The 13,071-nt window shown below is 68.1% G+C and carries 13 protein-coding genes and 1 pseudogene; 4 read left to right on the top strand and 10 right to left on the bottom strand.

The window, feature by feature from the left end; genetic code table 11:
• The 4 genes from IU450_RS25030 to IU450_RS25015 form a co-directional block, all read right to left on the bottom strand.
• Nucleotides 1-238 (bottom strand): NAD(P)-binding protein (locus IU450_RS25030; protein WP_195152172.1); only part of this gene is annotated, 238 nt, incomplete at its 3' end.
• 902 nt (nt 239-1,140) lie between these two features.
• The gene (locus IU450_RS25025) at nt 1,141-1,965 is read right to left on the bottom strand and encodes a pentapeptide repeat-containing protein (protein ID WP_324197813.1); all 825 of its coding nucleotides are present in this window, start codon (nt 1,963-1,965) and stop codon (nt 1,141-1,143) included.
• A gap of 62 nt (nt 1,966-2,027) precedes the next feature.
• Nucleotides 2,028-2,357 carry a hypothetical protein gene (locus IU450_RS25020; RefSeq protein WP_195152170.1) on the bottom strand — a complete coding sequence of 110 codons (330 nt, stop codon included), beginning with the start codon at nt 2,355-2,357 and terminating at the stop codon, nt 2,028-2,030.
• Nucleotides 2,358-2,680: 323 nt separating this feature from the next.
• Nucleotides 2,681-3,673 (bottom strand): helix-turn-helix transcriptional regulator, encoded by a 993-nt coding sequence (locus IU450_RS25015; RefSeq protein WP_195152169.1) that lies wholly within the window; start codon nt 3,671-3,673, stop codon nt 2,681-2,683.
• Nucleotides 3,674-3,791: 118 nt separating this feature from the next.
• Between IU450_RS25015 and IU450_RS25010 the strand changes: the two genes are divergently transcribed.
• Complete coding sequence (locus IU450_RS25010) at nt 3,792-4,214, top strand: VOC family protein (RefSeq protein WP_195152168.1); 423 nt, start codon at nt 3,792-3,794, stop codon at nt 4,212-4,214.
• A gap of 173 nt (nt 4,215-4,387) precedes the next feature.
• Here IU450_RS25010 and IU450_RS40000 read toward each other — a convergent pair.
• Together IU450_RS40000 and IU450_RS25005 are read right to left on the bottom strand one after the other, a co-directional pair.
• Nucleotides 4,388-4,598 (bottom strand): annotated as a pseudogene (locus IU450_RS40000) (enoyl-CoA hydratase/isomerase family protein); the annotation flags it as partial.
• Between the two features lie 58 nt (nt 4,599-4,656).
• The gene (locus tag IU450_RS25005; RefSeq protein ID WP_324197812.1) at nt 4,657-5,712 is read right to left on the bottom strand and encodes an enoyl-CoA hydratase/isomerase family protein; all 1,056 of its coding nucleotides are present in this window, start codon (nt 5,710-5,712) and stop codon (nt 4,657-4,659) included.
• A gap of 134 nt (nt 5,713-5,846) precedes the next feature.
• Between IU450_RS25005 and IU450_RS25000 the strand changes: the two genes are divergently transcribed.
• On the top strand, nt 5,847-7,085 hold the full coding sequence (locus tag IU450_RS25000; RefSeq protein WP_324197811.1) for a CoA transferase: 1,239 nt from the start codon (nt 5,847-5,849) through the stop codon (nt 7,083-7,085).
• Nucleotides 7,086-7,101: 16 nt separating this feature from the next.
• Here IU450_RS25000 and IU450_RS24995 read toward each other — a convergent pair whose 3' ends face one another.
• Both IU450_RS24995 and IU450_RS24990 read right to left on the bottom strand, forming a co-directional pair.
• Nucleotides 7,102-7,959, bottom strand: a complete 858-nt coding sequence (locus IU450_RS24995; RefSeq protein ID WP_324197810.1) for an NAD(P)-dependent oxidoreductase — start codon at nt 7,957-7,959, stop codon at nt 7,102-7,104.
• 249 nt (nt 7,960-8,208) lie between these two features.
• The gene (locus IU450_RS24990) at nt 8,209-8,853 is read right to left on the bottom strand and encodes a dihydrofolate reductase family protein (protein WP_195152165.1); all 645 of its coding nucleotides are present in this window, start codon (nt 8,851-8,853) and stop codon (nt 8,209-8,211) included.
• A gap of 202 nt (nt 8,854-9,055) precedes the next feature.
• Between IU450_RS24990 and IU450_RS24985 the strand changes: the two genes are divergently transcribed.
• A complete protein-coding gene (locus IU450_RS24985) occupies nt 9,056-9,973 on the top strand; it encodes an NADP-dependent oxidoreductase (protein ID WP_195152164.1) in 918 nt (305 codons plus the stop codon).
• 111 nt (nt 9,974-10,084) lie between these two features.
• Here IU450_RS24985 and IU450_RS24980 read toward each other — a convergent pair whose 3' ends face one another.
• Complete coding sequence (locus IU450_RS24980; RefSeq protein ID WP_195152163.1) at nt 10,085-10,240, bottom strand: hypothetical protein; 156 nt, start codon at nt 10,238-10,240, stop codon at nt 10,085-10,087.
• A 312-nt stretch (nt 10,241-10,552) separates the two neighbouring features.
• Between IU450_RS24980 and IU450_RS24975 the strand changes: the two genes are divergently transcribed.
• On the top strand, nt 10,553-12,292 hold the full coding sequence (locus tag IU450_RS24975) for a hypothetical protein (protein WP_324197809.1): 1,740 nt from the start codon (nt 10,553-10,555) through the stop codon (nt 12,290-12,292).
• A 27-nt stretch (nt 12,293-12,319) separates the two neighbouring features.
• On the opposite strand, the gene IU450_RS24970 is transcribed toward IU450_RS24975, so the two are convergent.
• Nucleotides 12,320-13,039, bottom strand: a complete 720-nt coding sequence (locus IU450_RS24970) for a MerR family transcriptional regulator (protein ID WP_195152162.1) — start codon at nt 13,037-13,039, stop codon at nt 12,320-12,322.
• Nucleotides 13,040-13,071 lie beyond the last annotated feature (32 nt).

Below are 13,071 nucleotides of genomic sequence, written 5' to 3'. Positions count from 1 at the left end.
TCGTCCAGCGCAGTCCCCGTTCGAGCACCGTCACCGGCACGCCCGCCCGCGCCAAGCGCAAAGCGCTGACACCACCACCGAACCCCGAACCCACCACCACCACCCGATGCTCTTCACGAGTCAATGGGATGCTGTCCGCTCGCGCGGAGGCGGACGACGCGACCGATCGCGCGCCGAGAGCTACCGCCGCGGCCGCGGCGGCGCCGGTCAACAGTGACCGGCGCGAAACTGCTGTCATCGAAAATCCTTCATGATGGGCATGTCGGGGGCATGCCATGAACACGATCGCTGGTGCGCATTTCGTTGTCGCGCAACGATTCGTCGATAAATGCGGGCGTTGCGAGATTCCGCGAACAGGAACAGCCTCAGAGAGGCGCATTGTCGAGCCGGAATATTCGACGCCTCCGGCTCGCGGCGGCCGGATCGTCGGTGTCAGAGGGCTCGGTCAGCGTGGCGGCGCGCAAACACGCCGGCGTGAGGTCGATATCGAAGGTGCGTCATCTGGTCGGTGAGAATGCGCGACCGGCGAAAGTCGGCATTCCTGCGCATCGAACGCCCCCGCCTTCGATGTCGCGGTGATCGTCGCTGCCGACCGAACTCGGTGTAAGTCGCAACCCAGCTTCTGAACACCACCGATCCGCTTCTTCATGACACTCTCTCCCTCTGTACCGCCCCGGCAGAACCGGGGTGCTCTGCATCACAATAGACACCGGCTATGAGCCATGCCACATGTCCATGCGACGTGACAGTAACACGGTTACCACCACTTTGCCTACACGTGATGTCAACAAGATTCCGCGCCGCATCCCACCGGCCGACCTCTGGCCCCCCAAGGATCGTTTCTGAACTCGACGCGTCCGAGCGCGCCTACCGGACCGCCCCCTTCGCAGTACGGCCTCGACAGGACAGCGGAATACTCCCGCCCATCAGATCCGGCGCATTGCCGAGAAACGCAGCGACGCGTCGGATTTCCCTACTCGGGCTGGGGATGCCGGGATAGAGCTGGGCATCTGAGGTGCGTTGCGCTCATCGGGAGGTCAGATCGTTGACCGGATTCCGACCCGAGAACGGCTCGATCAGAGGACGCGCGTCTACGCAGCGTCCGAGATGCGATGAAACACTTTCAGCGCGGCTCGATCCTCACCATGCGGCGTGGTCCGCGAGAGTGCCCGCCTGCTGTCCAGTAGGGGGATTCAAGATGTAGACCCCGGCGCTCTGCTCGATCGAATGCGCGCGAATCTCGGCGGTATCGCGGCCCCAGCTTGTTCCGCTCGACCACGTCAACTCTGTGATCCTGTGCAACTGCGGCAGGTACGTACCGCTCAGGTTCGCGTCACGCAGGTCCACGTCGTTCAGGTTCGCATCGCCCAGGTCTGCCCCGCGCAAGTTCGCTCCGCGCAAGTTCGCTCCGCGCAGGTCCGCCTCGTTCAAGAGGGCGTCGTGCAGAAGCGCGTCGTGCAGGAGCGCGCTGTTCAGGTTCGCGCCGCTCAGGTCCGCGCCGCGCAGGTCCGCGCTGTTGAGGTTCGCATCGCTCAGATTCGCGTCGCGCAGGTTCGCGTCGCGCAGGTCCGCGTCGCGCAGGCTCGCGCCGAACAGGCTGGCGCCGAACAGGTTCGCACCCCTCAGATTCGCCCGGCCCAGGAATGCTCGTGCCAGATCCGCGCCGGCCAGGTTCACGCCGGCCAGGTCTATGCCGGACAAGTTCACACCGCGCAGGTGCGCGGGCGCGCCGGATAGGCCGGCGATATACAGCCGTGCGCGGGTCAGGTACACGCGGGATGGGTTCGCGTCGGGCAAATCCGTGTCGACGCGAGTCCGCGCGCTATCAGTGCCGCGAGCTGAGCGCGGGGTGTCGGCGCTCGTTCGATACACGTCAGGACGGGTCGGAGTGAACGCGGGTGTCGACCCGGCCAGCGCCGCCAAGAACCGGCGACCGTTGCCGCGATTTTCCTCGGTCGGGATCACGGCGAATGCGGGTGTCGATCCGGCCAGCGCCGCCAGGAACCGGCGACCGAAGTGCCGCCGGCTCATGGCGTCAACTCCTTGTTGTTCGGGTCTTCCTCTCCGGGTAAGAGTGACTGCACGTACCGGCTGACCTTCTTCACGACAACGGGAGTAGCCGATCCGACTCCGAAGGCCACCAGCGCGTTTGCGACGACCAGCCCACTGTCGAGCACAACAGAAGCGGTAGCGGCGCCGACGCCGAGCTGCACGAGAACCGATGCGGCGTAAGGGCCGCCGCCCGGCCCATGGGGCCAAACCCAAGGCCAGCCCTTGACCCTTCTGGTGGCCTCGACGAATACCACTCCACAGTTGACGGCTGCGCCGAGGCACCCCCACACGGCATACAGCCACATACCTGAACAATAAGCCACCACGGGCGGGTGCGTCGGCGGAGCGCGGCACAGGGTGGGGTGCGGCACCTGACGTGGAACACCTCGCCGGGCTGGATCGCCTTCGCCCAGGAAAGATGCCGCGCCTTGGTTCGATTCGATCTCGACACCGACAGCAGGTGCAGCGGGGATGGATTCGTGGTTCGCAGCGAACTCCGCTGTAGCGAAACACGCAATCGGTACGGAGCCGCGATCGGGCAGCGGCGGTGTGGCGCGTCGGCATTGTCGACGGGCGGTAGGTCGGGCCGAAGGCAGCTCATTCGCCGGATACGCGAGCGACGTGCACGTCACTCGCCGCCTGTAGGTTCGTCGGTGGCGGCGTCGGCGTAGCGGCGGGCCAGGTGGGCGAAGGCGGCTTTGAGTTCGGGGGGTCCGATGACCTCGATGGCGGCGTCGAACCTGCCGATGGCGGTGGCCAGTCCCGGCCATGACCACGAGCCGAGGACGAGTCGGCAGCGGTCCGGTCCGAGTTCCTCGACGACTCCGTCGCGAACGTACGGCGACACCATGGCGGCAGGGAGGTCGAGGATGACCCGGCCGAGGCACGGCCAGTCGCCCACGCCGTCGGAACCACGGAACCTGCTGGTCACGAACGCCGCTACGTCACCACCGGGGACCTCACGCGGCGTGAAGCGAGGCCCTGTGGGCGTGCGCGGGGTGATCTTGTCGGCACGGAAGACGCGCCAGTCGTCGCGGTCGAGATCCCAAGCCACGAGGTACCAGTGCCCGTCCCAGCTGACAAGGTGATGAGGCTGCACCCGCCGCGGCGGGGCAAGCACACTGCGGTCGTCCCCCGAGATGTAGTCGAAGCGCAGTACCTCGGCGGCGTGTACCGCAGCGCTCAACGTCATCAGCACACCGCTGCCGACCGGCGTTTCCGGCCGGGTCGTGGGCCGTTCGACGGCGGTGACCTGGAGGGTGTCGATGCGGCGGCGCAGCCGCGCTGGCATGACCTGCCGGACGGTGGTCAGCGCACGCGCCGCGGCTTCGGCGATCCCGGCTCCGGTACCGGCGGCGACCTGGAGTGCGAGGGCGAGGGCGACGGCCTGCTCGTCGTCGAACAGCAGCGGAGGCAGTTGCGTGCCCGCGTCGAGCCGGTATCCCCCGTCCGGACCTTTGACCGCCACGATCGGATAGCCGAGCTCGCGCAGGCGGTCGACGTCGCGGCGCACGGTGCGCGGGCTGATGTCCAGCCGCTCGGCCAGCAGCGCTCCCGGCCAGTCCCGGCGTGCCTGCAGCAATGAGAGCAGCGCCAGCAATCGTGCTGAGGTCTTCGGCATGACTTCCATATTGCCCGGAGAAGCGGACACAACCTGACCGCTACCCCTGCGACCGTTGGTCTCGTGCCCGGACCACCGGGCCTCAGCAGCAAGCACGTCGAAAGGTGACACGCAGATCATGTCCGTCAAATCCACGACCCACCTGAACTTCCGGGGCGACGCCCGCGCGGCGCTGGCGTTCTACCGGGCCGTATTCGGTGGCGCCCTCGCCGCTGTCACCTACAAGGACGCCGGAAACGTCCAGGAACCGGCCGAGGCCGACCAGGTGATGTGGGGTCAAGTCGCCGCCGACAACGGCTTCCACGTCATGGCCTATGACGTTCCTTCCACGATGACCTACGACCAGGGCGAGAACTCCTTCTTCGTCTCGGTGCGCGGCGACACCGTCGAGGAAGTCACCGGCTACTGGGAGAAGCTCTCCGACGGCGCGACCATCGTGGTTCCGATCGGCCCGGCGAACTGGGCACCCGCCTACGGGATGCTGAAGGACCGCTTCGGCGTCGTCTGGGTTCTCGACGTCGTCAGCGAGTACAACGGGTAGCCCACGGACGGGCGGGTGCTCCGCCGAGCGCCCGCCCCGTGGGGCCGAAACTGCCCACCGCCGAGACGGTCCGCCACACCGTCGAGGACCGCAACGCACCGCGATCTCGACGCGTCGCTGTCCCGCCCTCGGGGCGACGTACGTTCCAGACGCCGCCTGGCGGTGCTCGCCGGCCGGAACGCCTCCTTCGCGATGACGAAGCCGGCGGCGGGCATCTTCGCCGTTTCTCGACCAGATGACGCGCACGCGCGGTGACACAGGTCTCGGTGAAGACCCGAGCCGTTCCACGGCGAGGGCTTCGATGACGTCGCCGGGCAACAGCATCCGGCGAGCCAGCACCGGACCGAGCCGATGGAAGCACATGTGCACGCTGCCCTGCGCCGGATCTGCCGGTTCGGCGGCGCGTCCCGGTACGGCGGCGGCGATCACCTCGGGCGCGAAACTACGGGGCGGAGATGTCCTCCACGGCGTCGATCAGCTTCCAGCGCAACGCGGTAGCCGTATCGATGCGATCGCCGGTCAGCATCATCCACGCCGCGCGCCACCGCCCGACCCGGCGCGGGATGCTGACGGTACCGCCCGCCCCCGGCACCAACCCCATCTCGATCTCGGGCAGCCGGAAGAACGTCTCCGGCGTCGCGACCAGCCGCCCGGCGAACGCCGCCATCTCGATGCCCGCCCCGATACACGCACCTTGGACGTGGGCCGAGACCCGATCGCGCAGTCGGTCGATGATCCGCCACGGCGCGCGTTCGAGACGCACCAGATACGCGGCCACCACGTCGGCGGCGGTGCCGAACTCGTCGAGATCGCCACCGCTGCAGAACACCGGCCCGGAGCCGCGCAGCAGCACCCGGCCGATACCGGGATCCAGTTCGGCGAGCCGGACGGCCTCCAGAAGTTCCTCGCGCAGGCGGAAACTCAGCGCGTTACGCCGCTCCGGATGGTCGAGCACCACCGACAGCAACTCGCCGTCGCGATCCAGACGCACCAGCGGGCGGTCGGGAAAGGCCACTGGCTTCGGCCCACCCCGTGCGGCGAGCCACCGTTGGAATTCGCTGCCGGCCAGCAGCATCGAGTAAACCGCGGCCTCGGAGGCCAGTCCCGCGGCCGTATCCGGCACCGTCGTCTGCCGCAGCAGGCAGCCGAGCGCGACACTCGCCCGCGGATTCCGCCGCACCGCTTCATTCAGGTGCTCCAGTGCGGCCTCAGGATCGGGACAGTTGATGACCGGCGCCGGAGAGTCGGCGGTTTCGGCCAGGGTCAGCGTGGTCGCGTGCAACAGCGGCGCCAGGCTCGGAGTCGACGGCGCACGCAATACCCCGATGGTCAGCCGCAGCGAACCGGCCAGCGATTCGGCCATCCGCTCGATTCGTTCGGGTGCTTCGCCCGCCCACGCGTCGAGAGGAACGACCAGTATCGGGTTCTCCGGCGTACCGTCCGGGCTGATCTCCAGTTCCAGGGCATCCGGGGCCAGATCGGTCGCGTCACGACTCACGCCGCAATAGTGACACGCCGTCCGCGCGATGTATGCCGGACTCCCTGGCCGCACAGTCGTGATATCGGCCGACTGCCTTCAGGAGGCACGATCGCCACACCGGCCGGATGGCCGACGGTCCTAGGATCGAGCGAGTGCACCCGACGACGCCATCGACGGCCGGTCCGCCCGCCGTGGACTGGGCCGAGAGCGGAGTGGTCGCGTTGACCGGCCATCCGGACGGACCGCTGCTGGTGCCACCAGGGCGGGCCGCCAGCCGTGCCCGCGCGCTGACGTCGTGGATCGCCGCCGTCGCCGGGCCTGCGGTCGCCGTCGACGGTGCGCGCCTGCTGGCCGAACGCGCGGCACTCAACGATCTGCACCGCCGCGGACCGGTGTCGGCGGGCGGCCACTGCCGGTTGCTCCCCACCACCGACGGCTGGGCCGCGGTCTCCTGTGCCCGTCCCGACGATCCACTCCTGCTCGGCGCGCTGATCGGTGAAACGATCGACACCGCGAACCCGTGGCCCGCGGTCGCCGACTGGATGCGCAGCCACCGTGGCGCCGAACTCGCGGAGCGCGCGGAAATGCTCGGCGTCGCGGCGGGGCCGGTGCGGCACGGCGAAAGCGCGGACTGTCCTGTGCCGTTGGCGCCGAGGTCGGTCGAAGGACTCCTGGTCGTCGACTTCAGCTCTTTGTGGGCGGGTCCGCTGTGCGCGCATCTCCTGGGTCTGGCGGGCGCGCGCGTGATCAAGGTCGAGACTCCGAACCGGCCCGACGGCGCGCGGCGCGGAAACCCGGCTTTCTACGCCCTTTTGCACCACGGGCACGAATCGGTCGTCCTCGATCCCACCGACCCGGCCGGGCGGCGGGCCCTGCGCGCCCTCGTCGAGGCCGCCGACATCGTCATCGAAGCGTCCCGTCCCCGCGCGCTGGCCGGTTTCGGACTCGACGCCGACGCAGCGGCCGCACGCGGGGCGGTCTGGGTGTCGATCACCGCCGCGGGCCGGAGTTCGAACCGCGTCGGTTTCGGGGACGACGTCGCCGCGGCCGCCGGTCTGGTCGCCTACGACAGTGCGCGAACGCCCGTATTCGTCGGCGACGCCATCGCCGATCCGCTCACCGGTCTCACCGCCGCCGCGCTCGCCATGTCGGCGCCGGCCGATGGATCCGGAGTGTTGTGGGACATCTCGATGACCGACATCGTCGCCGCCACCCTCACATCCGATCCGATTCCGCCGACGCTCCAGCGCGGCGACACCTGGTTCGTCGACTCCGGCACCGGGTCGATTCCGGTCTCGGAGCCGACATCCCGCACACCGATCGGACCCGTCCCCGACTCGGGCGCCGACACCACCCGGGTGCTCGAATCGCTCCGAATTCCAGTGCCGTGACCGTGCGCGGAAACGGTCATGCCGCAGCGCCTCGAAGCAGTTGAAAAGTCGATACCGGCACACCGGTCCGCTCGCTCTCGGCCAAGGCCTCGAGCCAGTGGGCCTGCACCGCACGCGCCAGGCCTGTGCTGACTCCGGCGGCCGCGGCGGTCTCGACCACGTGCTGGGCGCCCGCCGCCATCATGCGCAGATGGCCCACATCACGCCACCCGCCGGTGGCGGTGGCCATGGCCGCCACCGCGGTATACAACTCCGTCACATCGCCCATCGATTGTTGCGCGTAGGACAGGAATCGCTCGATCGGCTCGCCTGAACGGTCGATCATGGCCAGTGCTTGCTCGAACGCGAGCACTCCGGAAAGGAACATGGTCAGGACAGCCTGGTAGTACAGCTGCGCGATCCCATCGTCCCCACCGAGGTACTCGGGACGGCCGAGCGGGCGGAGTGTCTCGACGCATGAATCGAACACTTCACGGTGGCCGCTGTAGAAGATGTAGGCGTTCTCACCTCCGACGCCCGCGCTGTCGGCCATGACTCCGCCGGCGAGGAAGCGACCACCTCGTGCACGCACCCATGCCCCCGCCGCGCGTGTCTCTTCCGGCGAATCCGACGAGAGGTTGACTATCGTCTTGCCCGGCAAGTGGTCGGCGGCAGACTCGAGCACGTCGTACATGGCGGCATAGTCGGTCAGGCTGATTACGATCACTTCGCCGGAATCCAAAGCTTGCGCAACGGTATGCGCACGGGCAGCGCCGAATACCAACATGGCGGTGGCCTTTTCCGGGTTGCGGTTCCAGACGGTGACCGCGCGGCCCGACGCGCGCAATGACTCGACCATCGCCTGTCCCATCGGGCCGAGCCCGATGACCGTCACCGAACTAGCTGTTCGAGACATGATTGTGTTTCCTCAGGGTCTAGATGCGGGATCGGTTCGGCGCCGGACTCGATGCTGCCTGCTGGCGACAGCCTCGGACAAGACCGCACTTCAAGATCCGGTTACTAACCCCGAGGTTCGGAACAAGGTCAGAAAGCCGCAGAGCCTCGCGGACCGGAAGTTGATGACCGCGTGGGCGGTGGAGAGCAAGCGCGCGTGGCCGGCGCCGAGACAGTGCACCGGATCGGGTCACCTACGCCAGAAGAAGTGATGCACCACCCCGCTCGGACTCGGGATCTGCTCCAAATGGAAACGGTCGGTGAGTTCGTCAGGACTCGTCCACAGCCGTTCCCCGCGACCGAGTTCGACCGGCGCGACGACGATATGCAGCGTATCGATCAGGTCGGCCTCGAGAAACTCCCGGACCGTGGCGACACCGCCGCCGATCCGCACATCCTTGCCCTCGGCGGCCACGAACGCCTGCGCCAGCGCATCCTTCGGCGATTCCTCGAGAAAATGGAACGTGGTGTCCCCCAGAGTAATCGAGGGCCGCTCATGATGTGTAAGGACGAATACCGGGGTATGGAACGGCGGTTCGTCCCCCCACCATCCCTGCCAGTCGTAGTTCTCCCATGGGCCGCGCTGCGGACCGAATTTGTTGCGGCCCATTATTTCTGCGCCGATATTGTTGGCGAAGTCGCGAGTGCAGTAGTCGTCGAGGCCGTACGTTCCCCCGGGGTCGGTCCGATTGGGCCAGTGAGCGGTGGCGCCCGCCCAGGAGAAGAGCGGACTCGGATCGGCGTGACCGAACGGGCGATCGAGGGTTTGCCCCTCCCCCGAGCCGTATCCATCGCTGGACACGGTGAAGTTCTGGACGCGGACCAACTGTGCCATGGGAACCCTTTCTGATTGCAATTTGCAATCGGTTAGGAACCTACCCGGACTGATCTCAGGATGCAATCGGTCGCTCAGGACAAGCCGTCGACGTCCCCCACGGTGACCAACGTACTTCCAGGTGTGTACTTCCCGATGGAGAGTTACCCACCGATAGTGATCTGAGATAACCACCGGATTCGAGCCACGAGGAGAACGAACCATGAGCACGTCCACCTTCCGCACCGCCGTCGTCCGCACCCCGGGCGGACCCGATTCGATCGAGATCCTCGACGTTCCCCTCGTCGAGCCCGGGCCGGGCGAGGTCCGGGTCGAGATCGCCGCCGCGGCGGTCAATCCCGTCGACCTCGCGGTCGCGGGCGGCGTCTTCCACGCCATGGGGCTGATCGATCAGCCCGAGCACACGGGCCTGGGCTGGGACTTCGCCGGCATCATCGTCGCTACCGGTTCCGAGGTGGACGTGGCCGTCGGCACCCGGGTCGCCGGGCTGGTGGACGGCTTCGACCGTGACTTCGGCACTTACGCCGAGCAACTCGTCGTGCCGGCCACCGATCTCGCCGTCGTGCCCGACGGCCTGGATCTGGTCGCGGCCTCCACGGTGCCGCTCAACGGGCTGGCCGCGGCTCAAATCCTCGACCTGCTCGGCGACGCACCCGGCGACGGCAATCGGCTGTTGGTGACCGGTGCGGCGGGCGCGGTCGGCGGATACGTCGCCGCGCTCGCACCCGGCCGCGGCTGGCAGGTGACCGGCCTGGCCAGACCCGAGGACGAGCAGTTCGTCCGCGGCCTCCGCGCCGACTTCATCGCGCATGCCGAGCCGGGCTGGGACGCGGTCGCCGACGGCGCCGCGCTGCAGGAGCGGGGCCTCGCCCTGGTCCGCGACGGTGGGGTATTCGTCGGCGTGCGGCCGAACGCCGAGCCGGCCACGGAGCGCGGGATCACCGTGCACGCCGTGGTCGCCCACCCCGACGGACCTCGATTGGGCGATCTGCTCGCTCGCACCGCGTCCGGTGAGCTGCCGGCCCGAATTCACTCGGCTTTACCGCTCGACCAGGTCGGTGACGCCCATCGGGCCGCGGCCAAGGGCGGGGTGCGCGGTCGTTTCGTGCTCGTCCCCTGACCGGGGCCGTCCGCGCGCTCGCACCGCCCGACCGCGGTCACTCGCTCACCATCGACACCGGATGGCGCGACCTCGCCGACCTCGCCCTCACCTGGTTGGCGAAACCCGACATCACCGCGCCCGCGCGGGTGTGACCCCATCGGCGTCCATGCAGCCCGCCTGCGCGATCGAACCCGGGCGACAGGGTGTTGCCGACCGTGGGGCCAGTGCCGAGAGCAAGCGTCCCGGCAGCTCGGCGAGCGCGCAGGCGTTGATGACACCGGTCAAGAGTTCATCCATCCGTGACGTCGAACCGGGGCGGCGACAGCGCTTTACCCCTGCGGGACGCGACATGGCGTCACCGATGTCCTCGGTAACGACCCCGGCAGCTTCCGGGCGTCACCGCATGGGTTGTGCCACGGGCCACATCCGCTGGGCTTCGGGATGTTTCGTAAGCCCCCGATTCGGCGTTGACAGCCGATGGAGGCGGATTTACGTTTCATCGCACCGGTGCGGAAATGTTCCGCGATACAGCTGCTTTGCTGTCGTGACGAGAGGTCGTCGATGTCGACACAATCGTTGGCGAGCCGAGGTCGGTTCGTGAGACATCGTGCGGGTGTTCTCCGGTTCCTGAAATCCGGCACGCTGGCCACCGCGCTGGTCGTCGCGGCCGCGATGCCGAGCGCGGCGGCGCAGCCCATTGGTACGGAACGTACCGAGACCGCGGTGGTTTCTTCCTCGCCGATCACTTCGGTGGCCGAATCCGTGGTGAGCGTTCATATTCCGCTGCCTAATTCGGTGGGACCGCATCCGGCCGCCTGTGACCGGCTGTCGTATCTGCGCTACCGGGATATCGCGGGCCCGGCGAGTTCGGCGGACGCGGACGCCGTTCTGGTGGCGCAACCGGGGATTTTCGAAGGGGCGGGCGCGTTCGACAGTGTCGCCCGCAATACCGTCGCCGAGGCGGCGAAACAGGGCAGGCACCTCGAGTTCTGGGCGCTGGACCGCCGCTCCAACTGCCTGGAAGACCATCTCGGCATGCAGGCCGGTTTGGCATCGGGCGACGTGCGCCTCGCGGTCGACTACTACTACCGCGGCGCCGAGGTCGAGGGCCGCCGATTCGGCGGTGTGGTGCCGAACGACCAGCTCGGGTGGCTCGGTCATCTCGGTGTCGCGCAGACCGTTCAGGACCAATACGACCTGCTCACCGCCGAACTGCCGGATCCGCAGGTGCGGAAGCGAAAAGTACTGTGCGGTGGCCATTCCCTGGGCGGAGTCCTCACCGGATTCTTCGCCGAATGGGATTTCGGCGGCGCCGCGGGCGCCGACCAGTGCGCCGGCTATTTCGCCCTCGACTCCTCGATCGACACCTCGCTGTCCGCGCTCAACGGCATCCCGGACATCATCGACCTGTCCGTCGGTGGCATCGGCTCAGCCGCGATCGAGGCCGCGCTCGAGGCAGGTGCGATGCCACGCGTGCTGGCGCTGCCCGCGGTCATCAACCCGGAGACGATGAACCTGCTCGGGATCGCGGGGCTGGCCGCCTATCTCGCGCCGGACGCCGAATCCGAACTCGCGCATTACGTTCCGAGCAGTCTCAATCAGGAAGCCACCTACCGGGTCTTGCTGTCGCGGGATGTGGCTGCCGCCGCGACCGGCTCGCCCTCGGTGCGTGATTTCCGGATCACCAACGCCGCCGCCCTCGGCGCGTTCCTGGACGCCAACTCCCAGCCGCTGGCGCTGCTGCAAGCCGGATTCGGCTTCTTCGACGGCGGGACGGTAGTGGACAAGGACTTCCCGGTCCCCGGCGATGTCGCCGCGGTTCCGGCGCTGCGCGGGCTCACCGGTATGTTGTTCGGTCCGGACCGCAAGGCGATCCCGGATCAGCTGCACGGCCCCCTCTACACCTGGCGCGACTACGACGAAACAAGCGCGGCCACACGCGCTTCCGACCGGCACGGCGCTCCGTTCACCGACCCGACGTACGAGGTAACCGATATCGCGGACCTCTCGCGCAGCCTGGCAGCGCAACCGCTGGACTTCACCGAGTGGTATTTCCCGATGAAACTCGCGTTCGACGTCTTCCAGTCGCAGGCGCCCGAGCTCGCTCGTCACCGCAGCCACCCCGGCGGCATACTCGCCAATCCGACCATCAACCTGATCGGCGGTGCCGGAGTCGTCGTCGCGGCCGGATGGCGTGGTCGCGGCGAGACCGTGACAGCCCCCGGCTACCACCACATCGACGTGCTCACCGCCGCGGCGAAACAATCCGGCGGACAACCGGAGATCATCTCCACCAATCTGGCCCGCTTCGCCCTCGAACGCATCGACCGCCCCTGACTCACGGCCCCGACCCGGGCAGGTCGATCACGGCCTCATGAGTTGGGCGAGGCGGTCCCACGCTGGAGACGAGGCGCCGGGCTGCGACTGCGCGGCCAGCCGGGCGATCGCCGGGTTGGCGACCGGGCGGATTTCGGATCGGCTCTGGTGAGCGGCGAACCAGATCCGCGTTCGGTCCGCGAGCGCGGGGAGGCGGGGATCGTCCGGTGACCAGTCGTAGGCGGCGTCGTGTTCGAGGTAGAGGGCGCAAAACTCGGGATCCGCGATGAGTTCGCGCTTTTCGGCGATCCACACGGCAGCGTCCTCGGGTGAGGCTGTCTGCATGAGGATCCAGCCGTCGCGTTCCAGGCGGATATGGCGCTCGCTGATGCCGAGTGCGCGCAGATCGTCGAGATAGGCGGCGGCCTCCGGAGAGACGAAGAGCTGGTCGCCGCCGCGCAGCTGGGCGAGTTGTCCGCGGGTTCGCCGCAGCTGCGCGATGCGGTCTCGGAGAGTGCGGTCGATCTCGGCGATGGCCGCGGTGAGCGCGTCCGGATCCGCGTCGAGGAGGTCCTTGATGCGGGCCAGCGGCACGCCCGCCTCGGCCAGCGTCCTGATCTTGACGAGGTCGACGGCATCGCGGGCGGTGTAGCGCCGGTAGCCGGACGAGTCGCGGTCGGGCTCGACGAGCAGACCGCGCTCGTGATAGTGGCGGATGGCTTTGATGGTCACTCCGGCGTAGTCCGCGAGTTTGCCGATCGTGATCATGGCGAACATCCTTCCACTCGCCGGTCAGTCAT

The organism is Nocardia abscessus (assembly GCF_015477775.1).
Classification (GTDB): domain Bacteria; phylum Actinomycetota; class Actinomycetes; order Mycobacteriales; family Mycobacteriaceae; genus Nocardia; species Nocardia abscessus_A.
Note: the sequence above shows the minus strand (reverse complement) of the source record. Positions and strands in the feature narration are given on the sequence as shown.